At 35.4% G+C, this 26869-nt stretch carries 24 protein-coding genes, 1 pseudogene and 1 riboswitch; all 25 genes and pseudogenes read left to right on the forward strand.

Going from position 1 to position 26869, the window contains the following annotated elements; all coding sequences use genetic code 11:
- Positions 1–601 precede the first annotated feature (601 nt).
- Positions 602–2162: pseudogene (locus ACFQ3N_RS19715) on the forward strand (IS1182 family transposase); the annotation flags it as partial.
- Positions 2160–2303, forward strand: coding sequence for a hypothetical protein (locus tag ACFQ3N_RS19720; RefSeq protein ID WP_390364933.1), 144 nt, complete (start codon positions 2160–2162; stop codon positions 2301–2303). The pseudogene ACFQ3N_RS19715 and the gene ACFQ3N_RS19720, both read left to right, overlap by 3 nt.
- A gap of 571 nt (positions 2304–2874) precedes the next feature.
- Positions 2875–3165 carry a hypothetical protein gene (locus ACFQ3N_RS19725; protein WP_390364824.1) on the forward strand — a complete coding sequence of 97 codons (291 nt, stop codon included), beginning with the start codon at positions 2875–2877 and terminating at the stop codon, positions 3163–3165.
- A gap of 566 nt (positions 3166–3731) precedes the next feature.
- Positions 3732–3794, forward strand: a riboswitch (Fluoride riboswitch).
- A 180-nt stretch (positions 3795–3974) separates the two neighbouring features.
- Positions 3975–4247, forward strand: a complete 273-nt coding sequence (locus tag ACFQ3N_RS19730) for a metal-sensing transcriptional repressor (protein ID WP_390364826.1) — start codon at positions 3975–3977, stop codon at positions 4245–4247.
- A 12-nt stretch (positions 4248–4259) separates the two neighbouring features.
- The gene (locus ACFQ3N_RS19735; protein ID WP_390364828.1) at positions 4260–5639 is read left to right on the forward strand and encodes an MATE family efflux transporter; all 1380 of its coding nucleotides are present in this window, start codon (positions 4260–4262) and stop codon (positions 5637–5639) included.
- Between the two features lie 218 nt (positions 5640–5857).
- Entirely contained in the window at positions 5858–6079 is a 222-nt protein-coding gene (locus ACFQ3N_RS19740) for a hypothetical protein (RefSeq protein ID WP_390364830.1), read from the forward strand.
- Between the two features lie 538 nt (positions 6080–6617).
- A complete protein-coding gene (locus ACFQ3N_RS19745) occupies positions 6618–8750 on the forward strand; it encodes a tetratricopeptide repeat protein (RefSeq protein ID WP_390364832.1) in 2133 nt (710 codons plus the stop codon).
- A gap of 648 nt (positions 8751–9398) precedes the next feature.
- Positions 9399–10130 carry a YveK family protein gene (locus tag ACFQ3N_RS19750; protein ID WP_390364834.1) on the forward strand — a complete coding sequence of 244 codons (732 nt, stop codon included), beginning with the start codon at positions 9399–9401 and terminating at the stop codon, positions 10128–10130.
- Positions 10117–10776: a CpsD/CapB family tyrosine-protein kinase gene (locus tag ACFQ3N_RS19755; protein WP_390364836.1), complete on the forward strand. Its 660-nt coding sequence runs from the start codon at positions 10117–10119 to the stop codon at positions 10774–10776. Before ACFQ3N_RS19750 ends, ACFQ3N_RS19755 begins: the two co-directional genes overlap by 14 nt.
- 212 nt (positions 10777–10988) lie before the next feature.
- On the forward strand, positions 10989–12815 hold the full coding sequence (locus ACFQ3N_RS19760; RefSeq protein WP_390364838.1) for a polysaccharide biosynthesis protein: 1827 nt from the start codon (positions 10989–10991) through the stop codon (positions 12813–12815).
- A 21-nt stretch (positions 12816–12836) separates the two neighbouring features.
- Positions 12837–13715 carry a UTP--glucose-1-phosphate uridylyltransferase GalU gene (gene galU / locus ACFQ3N_RS19765; protein WP_390364839.1) on the forward strand — a complete coding sequence of 293 codons (879 nt, stop codon included), beginning with the start codon at positions 12837–12839 and terminating at the stop codon, positions 13713–13715.
- Positions 13716–13731: 16 nt separating this feature from the next.
- Complete coding sequence (locus ACFQ3N_RS19770; RefSeq protein WP_390364841.1) at positions 13732–14886, forward strand: glycosyltransferase family 4 protein; 1155 nt, start codon at positions 13732–13734, stop codon at positions 14884–14886.
- Positions 14871–15989 (forward strand): glycosyltransferase family 1 protein, encoded by a 1119-nt coding sequence (locus ACFQ3N_RS19775; RefSeq protein WP_390364843.1) that lies wholly within the window; start codon positions 14871–14873, stop codon positions 15987–15989. The genes ACFQ3N_RS19770 and ACFQ3N_RS19775 overlap by 16 nt, the downstream gene beginning before the upstream one ends.
- Complete coding sequence (locus ACFQ3N_RS19780) at positions 15986–16879, forward strand: glycosyltransferase family 2 protein (protein WP_390364845.1); 894 nt, start codon at positions 15986–15988, stop codon at positions 16877–16879. The genes ACFQ3N_RS19775 and ACFQ3N_RS19780 overlap by 4 nt, the downstream gene beginning before the upstream one ends.
- Before the next feature lie 28 nt (positions 16880–16907).
- Positions 16908–17975 carry an EpsG family protein gene (locus ACFQ3N_RS19785; RefSeq protein WP_390364847.1) on the forward strand — a complete coding sequence of 356 codons (1068 nt, stop codon included), beginning with the start codon at positions 16908–16910 and terminating at the stop codon, positions 17973–17975.
- Between the two features lie 16 nt (positions 17976–17991).
- Positions 17992–19074, forward strand: coding sequence for a UDP-glucose 4-epimerase GalE (gene galE, locus ACFQ3N_RS19790; RefSeq protein WP_390364849.1), 1083 nt, complete (start codon positions 17992–17994; stop codon positions 19072–19074).
- A 33-nt stretch (positions 19075–19107) separates the two neighbouring features.
- Entirely contained in the window at positions 19108–19707 is a 600-nt protein-coding gene (locus tag ACFQ3N_RS19795; protein WP_390364851.1) for a sugar transferase, read from the forward strand.
- A gap of 1 nt (position 19708) precedes the next feature.
- Positions 19709–20338, forward strand: a complete 630-nt coding sequence (locus ACFQ3N_RS19800) for an acetyltransferase (RefSeq protein ID WP_390364853.1) — start codon at positions 19709–19711, stop codon at positions 20336–20338.
- A complete protein-coding gene (locus ACFQ3N_RS19805) occupies positions 20331–21548 on the forward strand; it encodes a DegT/DnrJ/EryC1/StrS family aminotransferase (RefSeq protein ID WP_390364855.1) in 1218 nt (405 codons plus the stop codon). Before ACFQ3N_RS19800 ends, ACFQ3N_RS19805 begins: the two co-directional genes overlap by 8 nt.
- 3 nt (positions 21549–21551) lie before the next feature.
- The gene (locus ACFQ3N_RS19810) at positions 21552–21899 is read left to right on the forward strand and encodes a helix-turn-helix domain-containing protein (protein ID WP_390364857.1); all 348 of its coding nucleotides are present in this window, start codon (positions 21552–21554) and stop codon (positions 21897–21899) included.
- 21 nt (positions 21900–21920) lie between these two features.
- Positions 21921–23072, forward strand: coding sequence for a glycosyltransferase family 1 protein (locus ACFQ3N_RS19815; protein ID WP_390364859.1), 1152 nt, complete (start codon positions 21921–21923; stop codon positions 23070–23072).
- Positions 23044–24222, forward strand: coding sequence for a glycosyltransferase (locus tag ACFQ3N_RS19820; RefSeq protein ID WP_390364861.1), 1179 nt, complete (start codon positions 23044–23046; stop codon positions 24220–24222). Before ACFQ3N_RS19815 ends, ACFQ3N_RS19820 begins: the two co-directional genes overlap by 29 nt.
- A 12-nt stretch (positions 24223–24234) precedes the next feature.
- A complete protein-coding gene (locus ACFQ3N_RS19825) occupies positions 24235–25257 on the forward strand; it encodes a glycosyltransferase family 2 protein (RefSeq protein ID WP_390364863.1) in 1023 nt (340 codons plus the stop codon).
- A 31-nt stretch (positions 25258–25288) separates the two neighbouring features.
- Entirely contained in the window at positions 25289–26464 is a 1176-nt protein-coding gene (locus ACFQ3N_RS19830; RefSeq protein ID WP_390364865.1) for a CDP-glycerol glycerophosphotransferase family protein, read from the forward strand.
- On the forward strand, positions 26451–26867 hold the full coding sequence (locus ACFQ3N_RS19835; RefSeq protein ID WP_390364867.1) for an adenylyltransferase/cytidyltransferase family protein: 417 nt from the start codon (positions 26451–26453) through the stop codon (positions 26865–26867). Before ACFQ3N_RS19830 ends, ACFQ3N_RS19835 begins: the two co-directional genes overlap by 14 nt.
- Positions 26868–26869: the final 2 nt, after the last annotated feature.

Here is a 26869-nt window from a genome sequence, read left to right on the forward strand (position 1 = left end):
GCTACTTCTGAACTTTTTTTCTTACCTTCTTCTACCACCATTTTTGCAATATACTGTTTAAACTATTGATCATATCGTCTACCATTTAGGACACGCTCCATTTCATTTATAACTATTATAGTATATTCTCACTGTCGCATGTCCACTTTTAAGTCTAACTCTAATACAAGCGAATTTGAAACGGTTTAACGGGTAATTGCGCGGTTAGTTGCGAGATAAGGCTGTACAATCGTAGGTTATCGTTTACAATGGCGATAATAAAGGGAAGTGGTCATGTTACCGTTTTTCCGTCTGAACGTCCGTAAATATTAACGTTATGCCTACCGGGTGCTTATCGAGGTTAAGCGACGACTCAAAATCGTGTTCCCTTGGAGTGCCGGTTCGAACCCGGCCACCGGTATCTACTTTATACACACAAACTACAAAATATTATTATCGTAAGAGGAGGCTGGGATAAAACTCAGTAAATAAAAAAAGCGTGGCACTCACCCGTGTAGGTGACGTACCACGCTTTTTTATATAATCGTTTATTTTTACAAAACAAAAAGAACCCCTTTTGATAGAATAAAGTCACTACACAATAACTATCGGAGGGATTCTTATGTTTAAAAATTATAACATAAATCAAGTTGTTTTGTCGCTATATTTAGAAATAAAATTGGACAAAGATGATATTGCCTATGCGGTAAATGATGTTGTAACACAGGTTCCAGATGAAGCTTTCGCTACCTTTTCCCGTGACACCGGATGTCCAGCCTACCACCCAAAATGATTATGAAAATAATCCTGTGTGCCTACACGCAGTCGGTTTTTTCTGGAAGAAAAATCGAAGGGTTACTTAAAGACAGTGTGCGTATGATGTGATTAGCTTAAGGATATGAACCAAGTTATCGTACCATCAATCGTTTTCGTGTGCATCCAGAGGTCTAAAAGCTACTACGTCAATGTTTCGTGCAATTTCGCTGTCAACTTGTCCAAGAAAAACTGATTGAGGAAGAAGCAATTATTATTGATGGTACGAAAATAGAAGCGAATGCCAATAAATTTACGTTTGTCTGGCGCAAAGCCACTGAAAGATATAGTGCTCAGTTAGTGGAGAGGTCCAACCAAATGTATGATGAATTACTGGAACAAGAAATTATTCCAGGCATTGAACGCGAAAGTTTGGACGAACTTTCTACGGATGAACTCACAAAAGTAGTGGGACAACTGGACGACGTGGTAAAGAACCACAACAGTAAAATAGAAGCGAGTGAGGACGGCAACGAGCGGAAACAACTTCGATCGAAGCGCAAAGCACCGAAACAATACCGCAAACAATTTAAGGATTTTGTAGTGCGCAAACAAAAATATCGAAACGACATGGAAATCTTCGGAGAACGGAACAGTTATTCGAAAACAGATCATGATGCCACGTTTATGCGAATGAAAGATGACTATATGAAGAACGGTCAATTGAAAGCAGGTTATAATGTCCAGGCTGCGACGGAAGGACAATATGTGCTCGCTTATGATGTATTTCCGAACTCGACAGATACACGCACCTTTATTCCATTTCTCGATAACATAGAGGATAATTTCTTTAAGCTGCCGAAGCATATTGTCGCTGACGCAGGGTACGGAAGTGAACAAAACTACGAAGATGTCATGGAGAATCGAAAACGTACCCCACTGGTTACATATAACCAATATCGAAAAGAGAAGAAAAAGAAACACAAGAATAACGCTTTCCATACAGCCAATTGGGAATATAACGAGGAAGACGATACGTTTACCTGTCCAAATGGAAAACAATTGATGTTCAGCTACGTGTCCAATCGAACAGACAAATACGGACTGACACGAACGTTTAAAGTTTACGAGTGTGAAGACTGTTCAGGTTGTCCATTGCGTTCTCAATGTACCAAGGCGAAGGAAGGAAATAATCGAAAAATTTACTATACGAAAAATGGGAACACCAAAAAGAATATATTAGGCAGCTGCTTTCGGATGAGAAAACTGGTGAAATCTACGTCAATCGTAAAATCGATGTGGAGCCAGTCTTCGGATTTTTGAAGGCTAATTTGTGCTTCACTCGCATGTCTGTAAGGGGCGAAGAGAAAGTAGAAAATGAATTAGGATTTGCATTCATGGCGGTAAACTTGAGGAAGTATACCGCCATGAAGATAAATCAACCAATAGATCATGAAAGTAACCCAACGAAAAATGGTTCCAATCATCAAAAACCGATGATTGGAACCATTTTTAAGTTATTTTTGGCTAGTTATGTCCCAGCCTCTTTGTATTTTATTTTAATTGATTGATCTTTATTAATACTTGAATGTACCCATAATAGCGGAGATATTTTAGTATCTACGTTAAACTAATAACAATATATGGGGGTGAACACATTTGCGGAAAATAATCGATTTTTTTGTCATAAGGTCGCAATGATTGTAATGATGTTCTACTATTCATTATGTTTTACAACTATATGTTTGCCTTTAATGTGGTGGCACTACAGAATTCAAACAGCAAATTATTATAACCTATCAGTTTTTACACTATTAATTAAAAACTAATCAAGGAGTTGAGATTTACTTAATGGAATCGTTAGTAAACATAAGCAAAGCAAGACAGAAGCAATTGTCAATCTTGCACAAAAAAACAACTTCAGTATTGCATTACCAACTCATAAACTAAAAGATGAAGTTTCTCAGCGTTTAAACGCTAAAAAGATAAAGCATAAAAAAGTTCCAGAATTGCCTTTACTCCAAGAAATCATTTTCAGGAAAGATTGAACACCTATATAATATTGGAGCCTATAAGACGGTAAATAAATTTTTAAGACAGATTTCCAATGAAAACGAGGATGTAACTAATTTTCTACAAGAATTGGAAAAAGTAAAATCTTCTAAAAAAGAATTACTGCTTACAACGCATCAACGAGCAATTTTTACAAATGACAATTCAAACTCAACGCTTATTTTCGATGAAGACCCGATCCCAAATCTTTTTCCAATATCTCAAATGAAAGTGTCCGATTTAGTGTTTGCATTTGCAAAGTTACAAGATAATGAAGTGAATAAGGATATTATTATTACATTGCAAAACGGGATATTAAATGCTCCAGTTGATGTTGTTCAGGAACGTTCATCTTTTTTATTGCCGTTTGTAAAGACCTAGAACAGACTACTGTAAAAAAATCAACCGTTAGTTCAAATGTATTAAGATTTCTAAACTGCGACTATTTTATTAAGAAAAAATTCACAATACAGATTATATATTTTCAGCTTAACATAAGCTGGCTATTTTAATGATTGCAAAATGTTAATCTTCATTATAACTATTAGTGCCTTTTAGTAATGAATAAAATAGTTAGTACCATTTATATCTATTATAATGATAATAAACATTACTAATGTTTAAAATGGTTATTAAAGATTACTAATCGTTCATTTATTTCATTTTTTTTGCTTAATTTCGTATCATGGAAATAGTTTTTACTATCATCTTAGATATTAAAAAAAAGAAGAAATTACAAGATACCCGAAAAAACCAACATTTATTTTAGAATGGCTAAAACAGTCTCAAAACGGGAAATTCGGCATATTTTGAGCGTTTTAGAGAAGGTAAGTGTTGATGACACTTTATTGATGGTTAAAGGTACTATTTCTACAGTATGATGTCGCAGATTAAACAATATAAACACGAAAAACAATACATATATAATTGATAATGCTTGTCTATAGTAACGATTAGGTGATGGAGTTCACCATAACCGACAATATAGGGCTAATGACTCCTGTTAATGATATAGAGGTATACTTATGTCTTTGGCAGGAGTTTTTCTAGTTATGTGATAACTTCTATTATTGTAGGAGCTACTGCAGCAACAATTGGTCTAATAATTTATAGCTATTGTTACGCAGACAGTTTATATTTCTTTACCTATCCCCTGGGGGGGGTTATAATTACCGTAGGAGGGATTTGATATGGTTGATAATCATAAACACCGTAAAAGCATTGAAAACCGATTAGCACGTATTGAAGGTCATGTTCGATCTGTAAAACAAATGTCAGTAGAAGGGCGTGATTGTGGAGAATTACTAATTCAACTTGCAGCAATTCGCTCGGCGGTTGACAGTTGCGGAAAGTTAATTTTAAAGGATCATTTACAGGGTTGTGTCGTAGATGCAGTTAAACATGGCGACGAAGAAAAGGTTTTGGAAGATCTAAATAAATCAATTGACCAATTTATAAGATAGAAGGGATAGTAAATGTTTTCTAACTCTAAAGATGTTGCTCTTGGAGAACTAGTAGATACAAGGGGAAAAATAAAAATTATTCTACTGCTGGCTATGCCAGCAGTAATTGAGAACTTTTTTCAAACGATTCTTGGCTTTGTAGACACGTTGTTTGTTGCAAAGATTAGTTTAGATGCAGTTTCCGCTGTAGGGGTTACGAATGCTGTCTTAGCTGTGTACATTGCTATTTTTATGTCACTTGGAGTAGCAGTTAATGTTTTGGTTGCTAAATATATAGGAGCAGGTGATAGTGAGAAGGCAAAACATATTGGTCAGCAAGCAATCGTAATGGCAATTGTATTAGGAGTTATCTTCGGTGCCATAACATTCTTTTTTGCTACTCCTTTGTTACACCTTATGGGGATTGAAGACAATGTTCTCGAACAAGGAACACTTTATTTCAGAATCGTGGCCATACCCTCTGTACTTATTTCTTTAATGTTTGTTTTAAGTAGTATTATAAGAGGAATTGGCGATACAAAAACTCCCATGAAAATAACAATTGGTATTAATCTATTAAATATAGTGTTGGATTATGTACTTATTTTCGGATTTGCACTCATTCCTGCACTTGGTATAGCAGGAGCAGCACTTGCAACCGTAATTGCTAGAACAGTAGGTAGTATCCTTTTATGGATTAATATATCACGGTCAAAGGATCTGGGCTTTATAAAAGACTATTGGAAATTAGACCGCAAATACATTTGGGATTTAATCACACTTGGAACACCTGTAGGAATTGAACGACTAGTTATGAGGGTTGGGCAAGTTCTTTACTTTGGCTTTATTGTAGTACTTGGTACAAATACCTTTGCTGCACACCAAATAGCCGGAAGTATCGAAACATTTTCCTACATGATAGCAGCAGGCTTTGCGACAGCAGCTACAATACTGGTTGGACAAAATCTTGGTGCAAATTCCTATAATGATGCAAGGGAGTACGCCAAACTTTCAACGATGCTTGGTGTGGGATTAATGACTATTGTTGGATTAATTCTGTTTTTCTTTGGACGTTGGATTGGTGGATTCTTTACCAGTAATGCGTCGGTATTAGATGAGATTCAAATAGCATTGCAAATTGACGCTTTTATCCAACCTATTTTGGCTGTAGTTTTGATTTTGACTGGAGTGTTTAACGGTGCTAGTAATACAAAGTTCCCAATGTATATTACCACTATTGGAATTTGGGGTATTCGTACGGTCTTTGTTTATCTATTAGGAATTTCATTAGGATGGGGCATTGCAGGAGTTTGGATAGCAATTGGGCTAGATAATCTATTTCGTGCTTTAGTACTGTGGCAGCGTTTTAGAAGTGATCGTTGGATTAAAAAGGATAAGATACAAAGCGTTTGAAAGTAGAAAAGTATATGGTGCTTCTGAATCTATAAGGAAAAAAACTATAAATTAAATGAAAATAATGGAATATAAGTTGGATATTCAGCAACTACAATATAATTTTTGGTTCGAAATCGAAATGGATTTCTTTCTATGAAACTAGAATTCAATAAATTATTATTTCGATATACGAGTTTAAAAGAACTATAGTTTTAATAAGTAGGAGGAGGTTTACCATGAAAACACCATATGATTCTTATAGGAATCTATATCCTGAGCAATTTTCAGATTCAAAAAGCATTACCAAAGTTGATTTAAGTAAGGATATGTTTGATTATTACTTAGAATCCCTGACTAGTAGAAGCCAAGAGAATTTGAAAACTTCTGTAGGAAGATTGCAGAAAAAGAAATTTGTCCGATTCTTATTGTCCAAACAGGCCCAACTGGTGGGGGAATAGTAAGGTTGTTACAGAAACCTACCCTGTTTCAGACGATATTTCCCTCTCTTGGTATAGTGGGATAGGTAGAGAGGCTTCAAAAGAAAGATGGGCTTTTGCCATTAGTGCCAAAAAGGACTGGAAGAGTAAAGTAAAGTCTGATGTAAAAAAATTGTAGGAACTGCTAGAGGATACAGTATTATTTATTTTATGAGTAATCAGTTTATTTCTGATAAAAAGAGAGCAGATCTCCGTAATAAATGACACGTATCCGTAGACTTCATACCCTTTACGCTTAAAGTACTTGTTAATTGGTTTATATAAATCTATCTCTTTCAACTTCACTTTTTCCAATGCTAGCACCGTCCAGTTTTTGAATACTAGATTTAATTTTATCATATTAGTCTACTATTTATGGTAAATGGTTAAAAACTAGAAAGTTATTTCGAATATTGTAACGTGGGAAGTTTTATAGTAGTCCTATTTTTATGAGAAGAACTTTTTTCATGATATTGGTGTAGGACATGAATAATAATTCATATAAATTGGTATTAGAACCATGAGTGAAAATTTAATGAATAAATGGGGGATTATCGTGACAACTGTGAATGAACTGATTAATAAATCCTATTATCAAACGATAATGGATAAGCACGAAAAAAAGCATCCAATCAACATATTGGGTGAAATGTACATGGAGGAGATGGAGAAGCAGTGGCCCGATATATCTTCTATTCGCTATGCACAAGGAGAAGTATATTTCTTAAACAAGGATTATGAAGCAGCTATTTATAAATGGGGAAATCCTTTAGAAGATCCATTCATTCCATGGGCACAAAAAAATATAGCAGATGCCCATTTGGAGATGGGGTTATTGGAGGAAGCTGAAAAATTCTACAAGGAAGTGGAAACACAGTCGGTTGAATTAAAAGCGGAAGTTTTATTACAGCTGTTTTCTCTATACATTCAACAAGGCAAACATGAAAATGCGGTTGATGCGATTAAAAACGCCGTTCAAATAGCTCCAGATTATTCCGATGTGACGAAGGTCGCTCAGACATTTTTTGAGAACTACAAGGATTGGGAAAACGCGGTTGAACTAGCAGTAAATGAAGCAATTCGAACAAAGTCGTATTCGTGGTTTGAGGTTTTACAAGGGTATGCGGAGCAAGGTCATATCCTAAACGATGAACCTAGCTACTTTAGTGAAGTGTTAACTACTTTATTAGCTATTGATATGTATCGATTTGAAAGCCTTACTGAAGTATTGTGGAACAGATATAAACCTAGTGAGTTTTATATTCAGTGGCTAGAAAAGATTAATCAGATTATATTGAATAACAATGTGGAAGAATCGTATATGTGGAAGAAGCTTCCGAACTTATTTAAAACTTCTTACTTTGAGTTAATTAGTGGAAGTTTTCTAATAAGGGACATATCAGAGCTTATACAAAACCATTTAAAGAATTGGCTGAAAATATCATCCGTTTCAGATACGTTAATTTCCTCAACAGCAATACTTGCTTGGGATGAGGTTTTCCAATCCGATCTAGATGCAACCTTGGTTAATGAAGCAGCGTACCTTTTTGAAAATTCAAATGCTAATCCAAACGGCATACAAGAAGGAATGAATCTATTTGAATCTATTCAAGCTTGGGCGGAAAAGGAAGGCTTGTTAGATGATTTATCTGAATTTATGAAGCCGATGATCGAGGATTATAACTTAGAAGTGGCAAGTCCTTCTAAGATCCGAAGTATTAACAAAACTTCGATTGAGTTTCTGATTGAAAAAAGGGTAGAAGTGGAACATGGTATTAATGAAAAAATGAATTGGAACGAAGAATTCCTTGCAAGGCTGAATGGTCTACATCATCAGTTAAGGGATATGGAACAGGAAGAAGCTAACGTCATGAAAGCTTCATTCAGTCAAATGAAACTTGAATTCACTCAGAATATGACGAATAAGCTAACTAAACTCCTTCAGGATTGTTCTAAAATAGTACGTGAAGACAGTGATTTTAGAAAACTTCATATCGAGATTAATGATGAAATGAATAGGCAGATTGCTAATTATATGGAAAATACAGCCCTACATGATTTTAAGAATGCCATTCAGAGTTGGCTAGAGGATTGCGAGAGAGAGTTTAAAGATTGCCAAATAAACTTTGACGAAATGAGCGAAAGTTTTAATCAGCAATATGGAGAAGAGAAGATTGTATTGGATGGTGACTTTAAGATATTGGATGATTGGCAGAGAGATTTGGAACGGATATCAAGGGGGATGGTACGCATTGAAAAAGCAAATATAATGCTGCGTAATAATCCTTCTCAGTTGTTGTTAAAAGGAGCAGGAAGGCTGTTAGGTTCCATATCAAAAAGCAAAGAAAAACTCCATGTGTCTTATAAAAACTACATTGAAAATGAAGATTATAGCCAAAATATATTGGAATTAACAAATCCACTCAGACAGCAATTAGATTTATTTGAGCGATCGATAGAGTGGGATGTAAGTAAATTTTTCTCCAGCTCACTTGATGTACTCACAAGTGTAAGTGAGGAAGTACACGGGGATATTGAAAAACACAAACATTTCCTGGATGTTATGCGTGAAAAACCTGAAATTTATCGTGATCCTCTTACATTGTTTGAATTAAGGCTTAGGCAATATGAGTTGATAAATGGGATGGATTGATTTGAAGAACAGAAAGATGGATAACTATAATTTAAATTGTGATCTTGAATTCGCAATTAAAAGGCAGAAGTTGCTCTGTATGAGCTTACTTCTGCCTTTTTTCTATTCTTTGATTGAATTAACTGGTGTGTTATTACTATAAAACATGTCAACATCGTGATGAACAAACCTTTTTTCTCACTCACTGAAATGAAAAGGGAAGTTAGGCTAGGTCTTAACAAGATGTTTAGAAGGGGAACAATTCATCGCTTCGCTAAGTGAGTGAAGCGATACATAGGCCCTTGTAATGTTCTTTCGATAAAATTCCATCTAATATAATTTCCCTGAACCTCTTGAATTATTTCATTAAGTAATGTATTATTTAATTTCGTTCTTGATTAAGAATTTAATGTTAGTGTAATGGATAATTTTAATTCCATGTTCATATACATGATCTTGTATCTTGTTATATTTAAAATGTTATATATAAACATAGGAGTAAATTAACTGTTGACTTGTTCTTTATAAAGAACTATACTAAGAGATATATAATTTTCACGTGAATGAAAATGAAAATGTATTTTTTTGAAATCAATGTTCGTTATAAAGAATAAAATGTGAGTTTTTGAATACAGTTATTACATCCCAATAGAATAAAAGGTGATTCTAATGAGAGATCGAAATAAAGACCGAAACATTGGATATAGAAGTTCTAAAGAAGTTAATCTGAAGGACTATTTCGAGGTCATTAAAAAAAGACTGTGGATTATAGTCCTGATTACAATAATCTGTACAACGGCTGGTTATTATTATAGCAATATGAATAATATACTACTTTATCAAACCTACACGAGAATTATTTTAGGAGCAGAAGGTGATATGAAAACACTGATGGTTATGATTAAAGATCCCATTATTATGGAGAAGGTGAAAGAAGACTTGCAGCTATCTAAATCTCCCGGAAGTATCGCAAATCAAATTGAGGTGGCGAGAGTGGAAGATTCGCAAGTGGTAAGAATTTCTGTTATTGATAGTGATCCAAAGCTTGCAATGGACATTGCCAATGCAACTGCAGCTTCATTTAAAAGTGAAATTTCAACCATTCTTGATTTTGATGAAGTTCAACTGCTGTCATCAGCCGTAGAAAGCACAGTCCCTATTAATGAGGGGACAAATCGTACAACAATTATTGCCTTAGTATTCGGTCTAATAACTGGAATTGGGTTGGTGTTTTTACTGGACAGTTTAGATGGAACAGTAAGAAAAGAAAGCGAAGTGGAAGAACTGCTAGGCGTTCCTGTAATAGGGGTTATTTCGAATATGAATAAGCAAAAGTATGCCACAAAAAAAAACAAACAAAGAGAAGTGAAAATAAGGAGTGAGACGGTTGATATTAAATAGAAGGAGTAATGCGGTTTACTTAAAAAAAAGAAACCTGATCACGTACTCGAATTCAGATTCCATTATTTCTGATCAGTTTAGAACTATACGTGCAAATATTAAGTTTCTGACTGGTGACAATGATAATCGTATTTTTCTTATTACCTCACCAGGTGCTGGAGAAGGGAAATCAACTACTATAGCAAATTTGGCCGTGTCTATGGCTCAGCAAAAAGAAAAAGTATTATTGATCGACGCCAACTTAAGAGAACCGTTTATTCATAGTATTTTTAAAATCCCTAACGATGTTGGTGTAACAAATATACTCGAAGAAAAAGTATCTCTTGAAGAAGCGATCTATCACACTGGTATTGGTAAATTAGACATCTTAACAAGTGGTTCAACGATATATAATCCTGCTGAGGTCTTAGGGAATGAGGTAATGACCCAGGTTCTAAAAGCTGTAAGTATGACTTATGATACGGTGCTAATCGATGCACCTACCATTTTAGAATCTACAGAGACAAGAATTTTAGCTAATCAATGTGATGGGGTGGTATTAGTTTTAAAACGAGGAAAAACTTCATTAGAAAAAGCGGATGAAGCTAGAAGAGTTTTAGAGCTTTCACAAGCAAACCTGGTTGGAGCAATAATCAATCATAAGTAATGCCGTTTTTTTTACATATATCGTTCTTTATTAAGAATTTAAGTAATTCTCTATGGTGATGCCTACTTGCCATTATCGATGTAGGCACTCGGTCATGCTGTGGGTTTAACCAATTTGAACCTTAGACGCTAGTCGTCGGTAGTGTGGTGTGAGGGCGGGTTGAATGCCCATTTACATAACTTTTACTAAAATTCGAGGGAAGGAGGAAATGTATGACTTATCGACAAAGGTTATCATTATTTATTGTTATTGATTCGTGTATTGTACTTACAGCAATATTTATTAGCAGTTTTCTTGTTAATGCAACTATTCATGTTGTTACTATTCCAATTATCATAACCTCCGCAGCAATCATACTAAGTCACCATTTATTTTCTTTAAAATATAAACTTTATAAAAAGATTTGGGAGTATGCGAGTACGAAAGAATTATTAATCATATTTAAAATAGTTTCTTACTCTATTTTAGCTACAACCTTGCTTCAGTTCATCTTTTTACAAGAAGTATTTTTCCGATTACTAGGGGTAACGTGGTTGCTTCACATGTTTTTAATCGGTGGGTCACGATTCGTATGGAGATTGTACCGAGATTCCATTATGAATAAGCAAGATAATAAAATACGGACATTAATAATTGGCGCCGGTTCTGCTGGGACTATGGTTGCTAGACAGTTAATGAAAAATAATGAGAGTAATCTCATACCTGTTGCTTTTATAGATGACGATATGAAAAAACATCATCTGGATCTGTTTGGCTTACCTGTAGTTGGGGGAGTCAATGAAATAGCAAAGTGTGTTGAGGATTATAAAATCGATAACATCATCATTTCTATTCCATCACTTCGAAAAAAGAAATTAAATATCATATTTCAAGAGTGTGCGAAAACAAAAGCGCAAACAAAAATTCTTCCGTTATTAGAAGATTTAATAACAGGTAAAATTTCAGTCAGTCAATTTCGTGATGTTCAGGTGGAAGATCTTCTTGGCAGAGACCCTGTTGATATGGATATCAACACCATTTCAGAATATATCACCAAAAAGGTTGTTTTAGTAACGGGTGCTGGTGGATCTATTGGATCAGAAATTGCTAGACAACTTTCTGAATTTAGGCCGAATCAGCTTATTCTACTAGGACACGGGGAGAACAGTATTTATACGATTGAGATGGAATTAAAAGATAGGTTTAAAAATAGTGACATTGAATTTATAACAGAGATTGCTGATGTACAGGATTTGAAAAAAATGATGCGTGTTATGCAAAACTATAAACCTGATGTGATCTACCATGCTGCCGCCCATAAACATGTTCCTCTTATGGAACGTAATCCAGAAGAAGCCGTTAAGAATAATATTATCGGATCCATGAATGTAGCCAAGGCTGCAAGCTGGAATAACGTAGATACCTTTGTAATGGTTTCAACGGATAAGGCAGTTAATCCAACAAGTGTTATGGGGGCATCAAAAAGACTTGCAGAAATGGTTATTCAGAATATGGATAACAATAGTAAGACAAATTTTGTTGCCGTTCGTTTTGGAAATGTATTAGGAAGTCGTGGAAGTGTTATCCCTTTATTTAAAAAGCAAATTGAAAAAGGTGGGCCAGTGACCGTAACACATCCAGATATGGTTCGCTATTTTATGACCATTCCAGAAGCATCTCGTTTAGTCATTCAAGCAGGTGCGTTTGCTAAAGGCGGGGAGATTTTTGTTCTTGATATGGGAGACCCAGTGAAAATAGTAGAACTTGCAAAAAACTTAATCAAACTGTCTGGAAATTCACTTGAAGAAATTGGATTAGAATTTACGGGAATAAGACCTGGTGAAAAGCTGTTTGAAGAATTGTTAAAAGATAACGAAGTACAAAAGCAACAAGTGTACCCTAAAATTTATATCGGAAAGACAACAGAGCTTTACATAGAGGATATTGAAAAAATTATATCCACTTATGCCAACTTGGACAGGGATACCCTCAGAGAATACTTACTCAGCTTAGCTAATAACGGTGTAATTAAGCAGCCCGAAAAGGTAATGACTATATAAGATAAAGAGGTGAGAAATACAATGAAAGTAAAAAAAGCTATTATACCTGCAGCTGGATTAGGAACCAGGTTTCTCCCAGCAACAAAGGCAATGCCAAAAGAAATGTTACCCATTGTTGATAAGCCAACGATTCAATACATTGTGGAAGAGGCAATTGAATCAGGTATTGAAGACATTATCATTGTCACGGGTAAAGGAAAGCGAGCAATAGAGGATCACTTTGATAACTCGTTTGAATTGGAACAGAATTTACTCAATAAAGGAAAATTGGATCTATTAAGTGAGGTACAAAAATCTTCAAAAATGGTAGACATTCATTACATTCGTCAAAAAGAGCCAATGGGATTAGGTCACGCTATTTGGTGTGCACGTAAATTTATTGGAAATGAACCGTTTGCAGTACTTCTGGGAGATGACATTGTAGAAGCTCAAACACCATGCTTAAAGCAGTTAATGGATCAGTATAATCGATATAATGCCTCGATCTTGGGCGTACAAACGGTGAAAGATAGAGAGGTATCTAGATATGGAATTGTTGATGGAAGCCCTGTAAAAGAAAATGTGTACAATGTTCATCATTTAGTTGAAAAACCAAAACTGGAAGTATCCCCATCAAATCTAGCTATTTTGGGACGATATATTCTGAGTCCAAAGATATTTGATATATTGAGTACGCAAACACCAGGTGCTGGAGATGAAATTCAATTAACAGATGCCATAGCTGAGCTTAACAACTATGAGGCAGTCTATGCGTATGAATTTGAAGGCAAACGTTACGATGTCGGCGAGAAAATGGGTTTTATTCAAACTACCATTGAATTAGCTTTGAAACGCGAGGATCTAAGAAAAGAATTATTAGATTATCTATCGTTTGTAGTCGAGACCGAATTGACTAAATAGAATATAGAAAGGTGATATGATGGCCAATAAAATTCTGTACTGTGCAACCGTTGACTACCATTTTAAAGCTTTTCATTTACCTTATATGAAATGGTTTAAAGAACAAGGTTGGGACGTTGATGTTGTTGCATCAGGTCATATACATTTGCCTTTTACAGATAATAAGTACAACATTCCCATACAGCGATCACCATTTAATCGATGTAACATAAAAGCATATAAACAGTTAAAACACATTATAAATCAGAACAATTATTCTATCATCCATTGTCACACACCTTTAGGAGGTGTATTGGCGCGTTTAGCTGCAAAAGAAGCTAGAAAACGAGGAACAAAAGTGATTTACACAGCACATGGTTTTCATTTTTGTAAAGGTTCCTCCTTGATCAATTGGCTTATTTATTATCCAACTGAGAGACTTTTATCTCGTTACACGGATAGTCTAATAACCATCAATCAAGAAGACTACAACATAGCCAGAAAACATCGATTTAAAGCAAAAATAATTGAACAAGTTCATGGAGTAGGAGTAAATATTGGGAAATTTAAGCCGGTTACCCAAAATAAAAAAAGGCAATTGAAAGAGTCATTTGGCTATAAAGCTGATGACTTTTTGTTATTTAATGCGGCGGAATTTAACAAGAATAAAAATCAGCAATTTCTTATTCACTCTTTATCATTAATAAAAGAAGAAGTTCCACATGCAAAATTGTTGCTTGCTGGAGAAGGAGCTTTATTGGAAAGCAGTAAAGAGCTTGCTAGTCGTCTTGGTATTAGTCATATGGTTGATTTCCTAGGTTTCCGAAAGGACATAGATTTCCTGTTGCCAATGTGTGACATGGCAGTTGCATCAAGTTTTAGAGAAGGGCTTCCTGTTAATATCATGGAGGCGATGGCATGTGGATTACCAGTGGTGGCGGTTGATAATAGAGGCCACAGAGAACTGGTTCAAAATAATAAAACGGGTTGGGTATTGCCTTTTGATCCTGAAGCATTTGCTAATAAAATAATAGTACTTGCCAATGCAGTAGATATGAAAAACCAACTTGGCCAAAACGGACGTGATTTGATCGTTTCAACTTACAGTACAAATAAGGTACTACTTGAAAAAAGTAAAATTTATAAATCGTATATGAAAGAACAGGAGGAAGCGATGTGGGCAGCCCATTAAGAATATTACATGTGGTAGTCAATATGAATCGGGGTGGTGCCGAAACACTCATTATGAACTTGTATCGAAACATGGATCGATCAAAGGTTCAATTTGATTTTCTGACATGTAAAGAAGGAGTCTTCGATGCAGAAATTTTAAAAATGGGTGGAAAATTGTATCGAATACCTTATGTTACAGAAGCGGGCCATTTCGGTTTTAATCGTGCTCTAACACAATTTTTAAAGATGCATACAGAATATAAAATAATTCACTCTCACATGGATAAAATGAGTGGATTCGTACTCCGGGCGGCTAGGAAAGCAAGTGTTCCAGTAAGAATAGCACATAGTCATAATACAGAAAGTGAGGGAGGAATTGCATCCAAAACATATAAATGGTATGCAGGTAATTATATAACTTCACATGCAACCCACTTTTATGCCTGTTCAAATGCTGCAGCTGAGTGGCTATATAAAAATAAATCTAATAAAGCCTTCATTCTTAAAAATGGAATTGAAACAGATAAATTTCAGTTTTCTGAAAGAACACGTAATTCTATTCGAAGTGAATTGAAACTTGAAGAGGATACATTTGTGTTAGGAAACGTCGGGAGGTTTGCACAACAAAAAAATCATTTATTCCTATTAGATATATTTGCAGACTTAACAAAAAAACTACCAAATGCTTACCTGCTATTAGCTGGAGATGGGATATTAAGACGTAAGATTGAGGAGAAGATAAAAGCATTAAAACTGGATGAGAAAGTAAAATTGCTTGGAGTAAGAGAAGATATGAATGCTGTACTTCACGCCATGGATTTAGTTGTTTTTCCATCCTTGCATGAAGGTTTACCAGTCACCTTAATAGAAGCACAAGGTGCAGGGCTACCATGTTTGATTTCCGATACGATAACGAAGGAAGTGGATATGGGAGCTGGACTTGTGGAACATCTTCCATTAACGGATACGGCTTTATGGGTGGAGCGAATTATCAGGATACAAAACGATATTCAACCAAGAAATATAGCTAATCAAGCATTATCTAAAAAAGGCTATGATATACGAAATACTGCTGAGAAAACGCAAACCACCTATTTATCATTAGGAGAAAAAGTTATATGAAAAAGTTAACGGTATTCACACCAACCTATAACCGAGCTTATTGTCTTCATACCTGTTACGAAAGTTTAAAAAGCCAATCATGCAACGATTTTATCTGGTTGATTATCGATGACGGTTCTACAGATGAAACGGGAGAGATGGTAAGAAGATGGATAGTTGAGAACATAATAGAAATACACTATTATCGGCAGAACAATCAGGGAATGCATGGAGCACATAACACCGCATACGAACTGATTAATACTGAACTAAACGTTTGTATTGATTCAGATGATTATATGCCAGATGATGCTGTAGAAAAAATAGTAACATTTTGGAGTAAATATGGAAGTGATAAGGTCAGTGGGATTATAGGACTCGATTCGGATACGGAAAATAGAGTAATTGGAACTAGATTGCCAGATGATAGAAAAAGGTCTACCTTATTTGATCTGTATAACAAACATAATGTAACTGGTGATAAAAAATTGGTGTATCGTACAGCGTTAACGAAGAAGTATCCATACCCAATCTTTTCAAATGAAAAATACGTAGGGCTAGCTTATAAGTATTATATGCTTGATCGGGATTATGAAATGCTTTTGATGAATGAGGTTTTATGCTGTGTGGAGTACCTGCAAGATGGTTCTTCTCTTAACATGCTTCATCAGTATAAGAGAAACCCAAATGGTTTTAGTTTCTATCGTAAGGAATTGATGAAGTTACCATTTGCAAGTAGTTTATTCAAATTTAGGCAAGCAATACATTACGTATCTAGTAGTCTATTGAGCAGAAACTCATCCTTTTTACAAGAGACACCAAGTAAAGTGCTTACCATTCCAGCACTTCCATTAGGATTAATATTATATGTATATATAGCAATGAAAACCAGGACAGTTCATGTGTCCTGATTTTTTACCACCGAAAGGGACATAGCCAATGACTATACTCTGGATTAACCTTGCTGTTGTATTTGGTAGTTCATTTTTAGCCAGACATTTTGCATCACCTCGGTCATTACAAGACTATAAAAAACCTAATATGTTTTTAATAATTAGTTCTATGACAACTTTAGTGTTAGTATCCGGTCTCAGGTCAAACATTGGAGATACTTATTTTTATAAGCATGCCTATGAAGTAAGTGATTTTAGTTGGGAATACATCCTTTCTCAAAAGGATATTGGATTTGGCATTCTTCAAATGGTTCTAAAAAACTATGTTTCAGAAGATCCACAAATTTTGCTATTCATTACAGCATTGATTACCAATACGCTTATAGTTATCGTTTTTTACAACTACTCCAGAATGATCGAACTAAGTCTATACGTTTATATAACAGGTGGTTTATTTTTAGTTTCCATGAATGGGATTAGACAGGCACTTGCAGCAGCGATTGCATTCACAGCTATAAAATACTTAATTGAAGGTAAATTTCTAGGATACTTTCTAGTCATCGTATTTGCATCTTTATTTCATCAAAGTGCACTAATCTTATTACCAATATATTTCCTAGTAAGATTCCAGGCATGGTCAAAGGCTACTGTGGCACTACTTGTTCTTTCAGTAGTTATTGTCATAGGATTTGAGCAATTTACGGCGGTTTTATTTACAGCATTAGAGGATACACAGTATGGACACTACGACACCTTTACCGAAGGCGGTGCGAATTTTCTCAGGGTTGCCGTCACGTCTGTTCCGGTAATTATTGCCTATTTAGGCAGAGAGAAATTAAAGCGACTATTTCCAGATAGCGATTATATTGTAAATATGGCATTAATAGGTTTTATGTTTATGATCATATCGACACAAAATTGGATCTTTGCCAGATTTTCTATTTACTTTGAACTGTATCAGTTGATCCTTCTTTCGTGGATTGTAAAGGTGTTTAGAGAAAGAGATCAAAAGCTTGTTTATTTTGGCATTATCGTTTGTTATTTTGCTTATTATTACTTTGAAAATGTTATGACACTCAATATTTTATATAAAAGTGATTATTTATTCTGGTAATGAAAGGAGGTCAAGTATGGTTGTTTTAGTTACAGGGGGAGCAGGATACATTGGAAGTCACACATGTGTAGAACTTTTAAAAGAAGGCTACGAAATTATCGTTTTGGATAACTTTAAAAATAGTAACAGGGAAGCGATAAACAGAATAGCTGAAATTACGGGTAAAAAAGTAAAGACATATAACATTGATTTATTGGATAAAGTTCAAGTGAAAGAAATATTTGAGGCAAATAAAATTGATGTAGTTATTCACTTCGCAGGTCTGAAAGCTGTTGGTGAATCGGTTTCGGTCCCACTTCGATATTATGAAAATAATATAACAGGGACCGTTATTTTATGTGAAGTGATGCAGCAATACGGAGTGAAGAACCTGGTATTCAGTTCTTCAGCAACTGTATATGGTGCAACGAATAAAGTTCCTATTATGGAGGATACAAGGCTAGAACCTACTAATCCGTATGGTCGAACTAAACACATGATTGAAGAAATATTGCATGATGTATATGCTTCAGACCCAGAGTGGAGCATTGCGTTGTTACGATATTTCAATCCAATCGGAGCCCATCAAAGTGGACGTATAGGTGAGGATCCACACGGGATTCCAAATAATCTAATGCCATTCATTTCACAGGTGGCTATTGGAAAAAGAAATAAGCTTAACATATTTGGAAATGATTATTCAACAAGGGACGGAACAGGCGTAAGAGATTATATCCATGTCGTCGATTTAGCTATAGGTCATTTAAGAGCTTTAGAAAAAATTCATGCAACAAAAGGAATAGATGCATACAATCTAGGTACTGGTCGTGGTTATAGCGTGTTGGAGATGGTAGAGGCATTTGAAAGGGCATCTAACAAAACTATTCCTTATAGGATAACCGCACGTCGACCAGGTGATATTGCCACATGCTTTGCAAACGTATCGAAGGCAAAGGAATCACTTAATTGGCAGGCCACTAGAGGTATTGATGTTATGTGTGAAGATACATGGCGTTGGCAGAGTGAAAATCCAAATGGGTATAAAGAGAAGCATAAATCAACTATAGGAAGTGATTCCCCGGTGCATCATGCAGCGGGTTTTTTAATGCCCACTAAATAAAGTTCAGGTAAGAATGATTAGGAGTGATCGTTAGTGAAACGTTTACTGGACATCACCATTTCTTTAATGGCAGTCATGTTATTGTCCCCATTAATGGCGTTGGTTGCGTTAATCATCAGAATTCGAATGGGTAAACCAGTAGTTTTTAAGCAACAACGACCAGGGTTAAACGGAAAGCCATTTTTCCTGTATAAGTTTCGAACCATGACTCTGGAATTGGATCACAACAATAAAGAATTATCGGATGCTGTCCGATTAACTCCACTCGGTAAACGAATTCGGAAGCTTAGTTTAGACGAATTCCCACAACTTTTCAACGTCATAAAGGGAGATATGAGTTTAGTTGGACCAAGGCCATTATTAATGGAGTATTTACCACTATATACCAGTGATCAATTGATGCGTCATACCGTTAAGCCCGGTATTACCGGCTGGGCACAGATTAATGGAAGAAATACAATTACTTGGGAAGAAAAGTTCAGATTAGATACATGGTATGTAAAAAATAAAACACTCTTTCTGGATTGCAAAATTATTTTTGTAACCCTACTCAAGGTTTTGAAGCGAGAAGGTATTAGTCATCAGGATACTGTAACAATGGAAAAATTCAGTGGCACGAAAGAAGTGCTTTAATATGAAAGTGATCATCCTGGGAGATGGTGGCCATAGCAGAGTCATACGGGAAATGATTACATCCAAAAACTATGAGATCACTGCTATTTTGGATGACAAGTATGAAGATGGATTTCAGAAAAAGGGAATCATACATGCTCCCATATCCTTCTTAGCTAAACTACTTCGTCACGATACCAAAGTAGTGATAGCGATTGGTGGAAACAAAGTAAGAAAACGTATTGTTCAAGGGTTAGACTTGTCACCCGAAATATATTTAACGGTAATTCATCCCTCAGCAGTTGTGAGCACATCAGCGCAGATCGGATATGGAACAGTAATTATGCCAAACGCCGTTGTTAATGCGAAGGCGGAAATTGGTGTGCACTGTATTATCAATACAGCAGCAATTGTAGAGCACGACAATAAGATTGGCGATTATACCCATGTATCCCCAAATGCTACGTTAACAGGAAATGTTACCACTGGTGAAGGAGTACATGTTGGATCATCTGCAACTGTAATTCCTGGGATGCATCTTGGTAATTGGTCGGTAATTGGAGCTGGATCTACGGTAATAGAGCACATTCCTGCATACAGCAAAGCGGTAGGATGTCCAACAAGGATTATAGAAAGAATACTGAATGCTTAGAAGAGAAGGTAGTGATGTTATGGAAAAATCAAGAATTGGTTTATCCCGACCGCACATGAGCGGAAAGGAGCAACAGTATATAAATGACGCATTTGAAACAAATTGGATTGCACCATTGGGGCCAAATGTGGATGCCTTTGAAAAGGAAATAGCGAAAAAGGTTGGAACAAAAGATGCGGTAGCTGTAAGTTCTGGTACTGCGGCAATTCATTTGGCACTTTCACTATTGAATATTACAAAAGGTGATACCGTTTTTTGTTCAACTTTTACATTCGTCGCTAGTGCTAATCCGATTGTATACCAAGGAGCAGATCCTGTTTTTATTGATTCCGAGCCTGATTCATGGAATATGTCACCACAAGCACTTAAGCGGGCACTGCAGGAATCCGTACTGGAAGGGAACTTACCAAAGGCAGTTATCGTTGTAAATTTATATGGTCAAAGTTCTAAAATGGATGAGCTGCTTCAACTATGTAATCACTATGATGTACCAATCATTGAGGACGCAGCTGAATCTCTAGGAACTACTTACAAGGGGAAAGCGAGTGGTACATTTGGTAAGTTTGGAATTTACTCGTTTAATGGTAATAAAATTATCACGACTTCTGGAGGAGGGATGCTTGTATCAAATGATGAAAAAGCAATGCAACGAGCTCGGTTTTTAGCAAGTCAAGCACGTGATCCCGCCCCGCATTACGAACATAGTGTTACTGGATATAACTATCGGTTAAGTAATATCTTAGCTGGAGTAGGGCGAACACAATTACAGGTATTAGATGAGCGAGTATCAGCAAGAAGACGTATATACGACATCTACTATAATAGGTTAGCTAATTTATCAGTAATTGAATTTATGCCAGAATTAGAAGGTACTAAAATGAATCGTTGGCTCACCACTTTTATCCTAAATGAAGAAGAAGCAGGGATAACGGTAACTGAATTACTAGCAGAACTATACAGTGAGAACATCGAAGCAAGACCTGTGTGGAAACCACTTCACATGCAACCACTTTTTAAAGGTGCAAGGTACTATTCGCACGGATTAAATGACCATGTGGCTGAACGATTATTTGCTACCGGGATATGTCTTCCATCAGGGTCAGGTCTAACAAGTGAAGAACAACTACGCGTTATTAGATGTATTAGAGATGCATTCTTCAAGGTAGACAGAAATAAATATTATTTGATTCTAGGAAAACACGGGGTATAGATGATGATAGGAGAAAACATTCAACATATCAGGAAAAAGAAAGGGCTCAGTTTATCGGAGTGCGCAAAACGTGCGAATATATCTAAATCTTACTTGAGTAATATTGAGCGTAACTTAAATCAAAATCCTTCTGTACAAATTATCGGAAAAGTCGCTATGGTTTTAGGTGTCGATTTTCGTACATTACTTGGCACCAAATCTGTTGAAGAACTACTACCAGAAAATGAATGGTTGGATTTTGTAAAGGAATTAAAAGATTCAGGGATTGAAAAGGAACAGCTTCAAGAATATAAGACGGTTATTGAATTTGTTAAGTGGCAGAATGAAAAAATTAATAAGGAAAGAACTTGAAAGAATAGAGAGGACGGATAAATGAACGTAAAACCATTAAAAGTTCTTCATGTAGTTGGAGCCATGAATAAAGCTGGAACAGAAACGATGTTAATGAACATATATAGAAATGTTGATTACAATAAGATGCAGTTTGATTTTATTTCTTATAGTACACAAGATGCACACTATGACGAAGAAATAGAAAAGCGTGGCGGAAGAGTTATAAAGCTTTCAAAAACAAACTCTATCAAAGAAATATATAATGCAATTAAAAAATACGGTCCATATGATGTCGTTCATGCACACACACTATTTCATTGCGGGGTTGCCACAATTGCAGCATATATGGCCGGAATTAAGGTGCGAATTTCACATGCACATACAACGCTGGATCATGGTAACAATTTTAGCAGGAAGGCCTACTTTAAAGTGATGCGGTTAATCATCAACCATTTTTCTACAGATTTGCTGGCATGCAGTCATGGAGCAGGCAGTTATTTATTTGGAAAAAAAGGTGTAGCGAAAACGAAGTATACTTATTTTCCTAATGTAATCGACTATTCTACATTCTTATCACATTCACATATAGAAGTAAAAAAGTTCAAAGTGGAACAAGGACTTGGTAAAAGTATCATTATTGGCCATATTGGTAGGTTTATAGAAGCGAAAAACCATGCGTATCTATTAGAAATTATGAAAAGTGTTAATAAAAGGAATCCAAACATTAATTTATTATTAGTGGGCGATGGGGATTTAAGACAACAAATAGAGAATAAGGCTAAAAGGGAAGGACTTCTGGAAAAGATACGATTTGTCGGGATAAGAGATGACATACCAACGATGTTGCACAGTATGGATGTTTTTGTTTTTCCATCTATTTATGAAGGGTTAGGGCTTGTTTTACTAGAAGCACAAGCAAGTGGTGTACCATCTGTTGTATCAGAAAACATCCAGCCTGAAGCGGACTTAGGGTTAGGATTAGTCTCCAAGCTTTCATTGAAAGAAGATCCAGAAGTTTGGGCAGATAAAATAATTAAGTTAGCGACTAAAAAAGAAAGAAATATCAGTAAGATCAAGAATGGATTTGAAAGAAGTGGATATTCCTTAAAACGTGCAATTTCAACTTTAACGGATATATACGATACTAATTCAGGAGGAGCCTATGAAGGAAATATTGATCGCCTCCTTTGATATGGAAGTTGGAGGAGTGGAAAGAAGTCTTATCAGTATGTTAAATAATTTTGATTATGAGGCTTACAACGTCGACCTTATGTTATACAGCCATACTGGTGATTTCATACAGTTACTTCCAGCAAACGCAAACTTGCTAAAAGAATCTCAATCCTACAAAACGTTCAGAATGTCGATAGGGCAAGTACTTAAATCAGGAAAAATAACACTAAGTCTAACAAGGTTGATGGCAAAGTATAAGGCGAGTATGAGCAAGACGTCAGAACCTGGGTATAAACAGATGCAATATATGTGGAAATACGCCCTACCATTATTACCAAGAATCGAAAAGACATACGATGTTGCAATTAGTTATTTATGGCCACATTACGTTGTAGCAGAAAAGGTAAAAGCAAACATTAAAATTGCGTGGATACATACTGATTTCTCAACTGTAGAAACCGATGTTAAAACGGATATTATTATGTGGCAAAAATTTAATTATATTATAGCTGTATCCGAGGAATGTAAGAATACATTTATTACAAAGTATCCTAGTTTAAAAGAGAAAGTTATAGTCATGGAGAACATTACATCACCAGACATTGTCACAGCATTATCTACTGAAGAAGTCGAGAACCCAATGACAAACGATCAGCGGTTTAAATTAATTACAGTAGCCAGATTATCTCATGCTAAAGGAATAGATCAAGCCGTTAAAGCGTTAAAGTTAGTTAGAGATAGAGGCTTTAAAAATATTGCCTGGTATGTAGTTGGGTACGGCGGAGATGAAGAGATGCTGCGTGAGTTAATAGCAGCAAATGGTTTAGAAGACAGCTTTATTTTTTTAGGTAAAAAAATGAATCCTTATGCTTATATGAAAGCCGCAGACCTTTATGTTCAACCATCACGCTATGAAGGAAAGGCTGTTACAGTAGGTGAGGCACAAATTCTTGCCAAATCTGTACTGATAACGAACTACCCCACAGCACAAAGTCAAGTGAACGATGGAGTGGATGGTATAATATGTGATTTGTCGGTTGAGGGAATTGCAGACGGAATAGAAAATCTATATCAAAATGATAAATTGAGAAAGCAGCTAATTACCAATTGTTTAAGTAAGGATTTTTATAATAGTAAGGAAATGGAAAAACTATACGAATTAATTTAGGAGGGACAATACATGAAAAAGAAAGAAATGGTAAGCATTGTTGTTCCGATCTATAAGGTGGAAAAATATATTCATAGATGTGTAGACAGCATTCTACATCAAACGTACTCCACTATCGAGGTTATTTTAGTGGATGATGGCTCTCCGGATAATTGTGGAAGTATTGCAGAACGTTATAAGGAATTAGATCCTCGGGTAAAGGTGATACACAAGGAAAACGGAGGACTATCTGATGCTAGAAATTACGGGATGCAACACGCCACAGGAGAATTTATCGTGTTTGTTGATAGTGATGATTGGTTGGAAGAAAAGATGATCGAAATAATGATTACAAATAGTCTGGATCACAAAGCTGATGTCGTGCAATCGGCTTTTTATTATGCCTATGACGATAAGCTGCTTTTAGATAAAAGGTACAATGACAACCTAAATAACTTGGATAATAAAACACTAATGTATGAGCTCGTAAAAAATGAAAAAGTGAAAAATTTTGCTTGGGGAAAGCTTTATAAAACAAAACTTATCAAAGATATTCCATTTAAAAAAGGAGTGTTATTTGAAGATGTATTCTGGGCACATCAAGTAATGCAACGAGTCAATAATTTTTTAATTCTACATCAGCCACTATATTACTACTATCAACGCGATGATAGCATTGTTGCAGCTTATACACCGAAAAATCTGGATATCATTAAAGGTTTAAAAGAGAGGCATGAATTTTTAGAGAAACATTATGGAGAGCTAACGCATGAGTCTTACAAAGGATTATTGAAAATGTCACTCATTCATTATAACTTATTGCTTTTAAACAAAGAGAAAGATAGAGATAGACTCCACCGGAAAGAAATACAATCGTACATAATCGATAACTACCAGCAGCTTAAAGAAGCAGTCGAAAATGAGAAACAGCTACGACAGCAATTGTACTTGTTTTCTTTACATCCTTACTTGAATGTTTGTTTTCTGGGATTTAAAAAGGGATTGAGGGCGATCAAAATTCTGCCACAACCAGTTGGCTTAACACGGGTTGATTGATAAGGAGATTTAAAATTATATGATTGAAAGTATGAAAAAACTTATTTATTTAGTCATAATTTATGGTTTTAACTGTCTTCCAATAAAGAAAAACAAGATCTTTTTATTCAGCTATTATGGAAGTCAATTTGGATGCAACCCAAAATACATTACTGATTATATTTACAAACATTATCCAAAAAACAGATTCGATGTTGTCTGGGCATTTAATGATCCCAAGTCTAAAAGCCACCTGAAGCATTTCAGAAAGGTGAAGACAATGTCATTACGCTACTTTTATGAATTATGCACATCAAAAGTAGTGATTACAAATTATCGAACAACGGCTTTATTTGTTAAACGAAAAGAACAGTATTACATCCAAACCTGGCACAGTTCATTACGATTAAAACATATCGAAAAGGATGCTGAAGATGTCTTGCCAACTAGTTATGTGAAGATGGCAAAAAAAGATTCACTTAAATGTGATTTGTTGTTATCAGGCAGTAAATACAGCACTTCCATCTTTAAAAGATCCTATTGGTATGATGGAGAGATTTTTGAGCATGGAACACCAAGAAATGATTTGTTGTTTAAAAGCAATCCTAATATGAGGGCAATGGTATTAGAAGAATTAAACATCCCTAGTGAATCTAAGGTTTTGTTATACGCCCCAACATTTAGAAAAGACAACAATCTAGAAGTTTATGATATTAATTGGCCTGGAGTAGTAGAGAAGTTAAAAAGCAAATTTGGAAATGAGTGGACGATATTAGTTAAGTTGCATCCACACTTAATTTCAGAATCTAAGAAGCTAATATATGGTGATAACGTTAGGGATGTTACATCATACGATGACATCCAGGAATTGCTGCTAGCAACAGATGTATTAATCTCGGACTATTCATCACTGATGTTTGATTTTTCCATAACAAATCGTCCTTGTTTTCTTTATGTACCAGATATAGAGGAGTATACAGCCCAAGACAGGAAGCTATATTTTGATATTGTTGATCTTCCTTTTATTAGTGCAACAAGTAACAAGGATCTATTAGAGAAAATAGGAAATTTCCAACATGAGCAATACAGAAGGAGTCTAGGGAAGTTTTTGAAGCAAGTTGGTTCATACGAAAATGGAGAAGCGAGTAAACACTTATTAAAGCGAATCGATGATATTTGCTATGGTAAAACAGGAAAGAGGAGTGAAGAAATGTATGAAGCAGTATAAAATCGGCTATACAACAGGCGTTTTTGATTTATTTCATGTTGGACACTTAAACATTTTGAAAAGGGCAAAAGAACAATGTGAGTTTCTTATTGTGGGAGTCAGTACAGATGAATTAGTAGGTGAATATAAAAACAAACAACCTGTCATTCCGTATGGAGAGCGAATAGAAATTGTAGAAGGAATTAAATATGTAGATAAAGTAGTACCACAGGAAAATAGAGATAAATACGCAGCTTGGGAGCACTTACTTTTCGACGTCATGTTTGTAGGAAATGACTGGAAAGGAAGTGCTCTTTTTAATGAAATGGAAAACAGGTTTAAAAGAGTAGGAGTCGATATCGTTTATTTTCCATATACAAAAGGAGTTTCGTCGACTATCGTAAACGAGAAAATTAAATCATAAAT

Source organism: Virgibacillus byunsanensis, from assembly GCF_042675965.1.
GTDB classification, from domain to species: Bacteria; Bacillota; Bacilli; order Bacillales; family Amphibacillaceae; genus Virgibacillus_R; species Virgibacillus_R byunsanensis.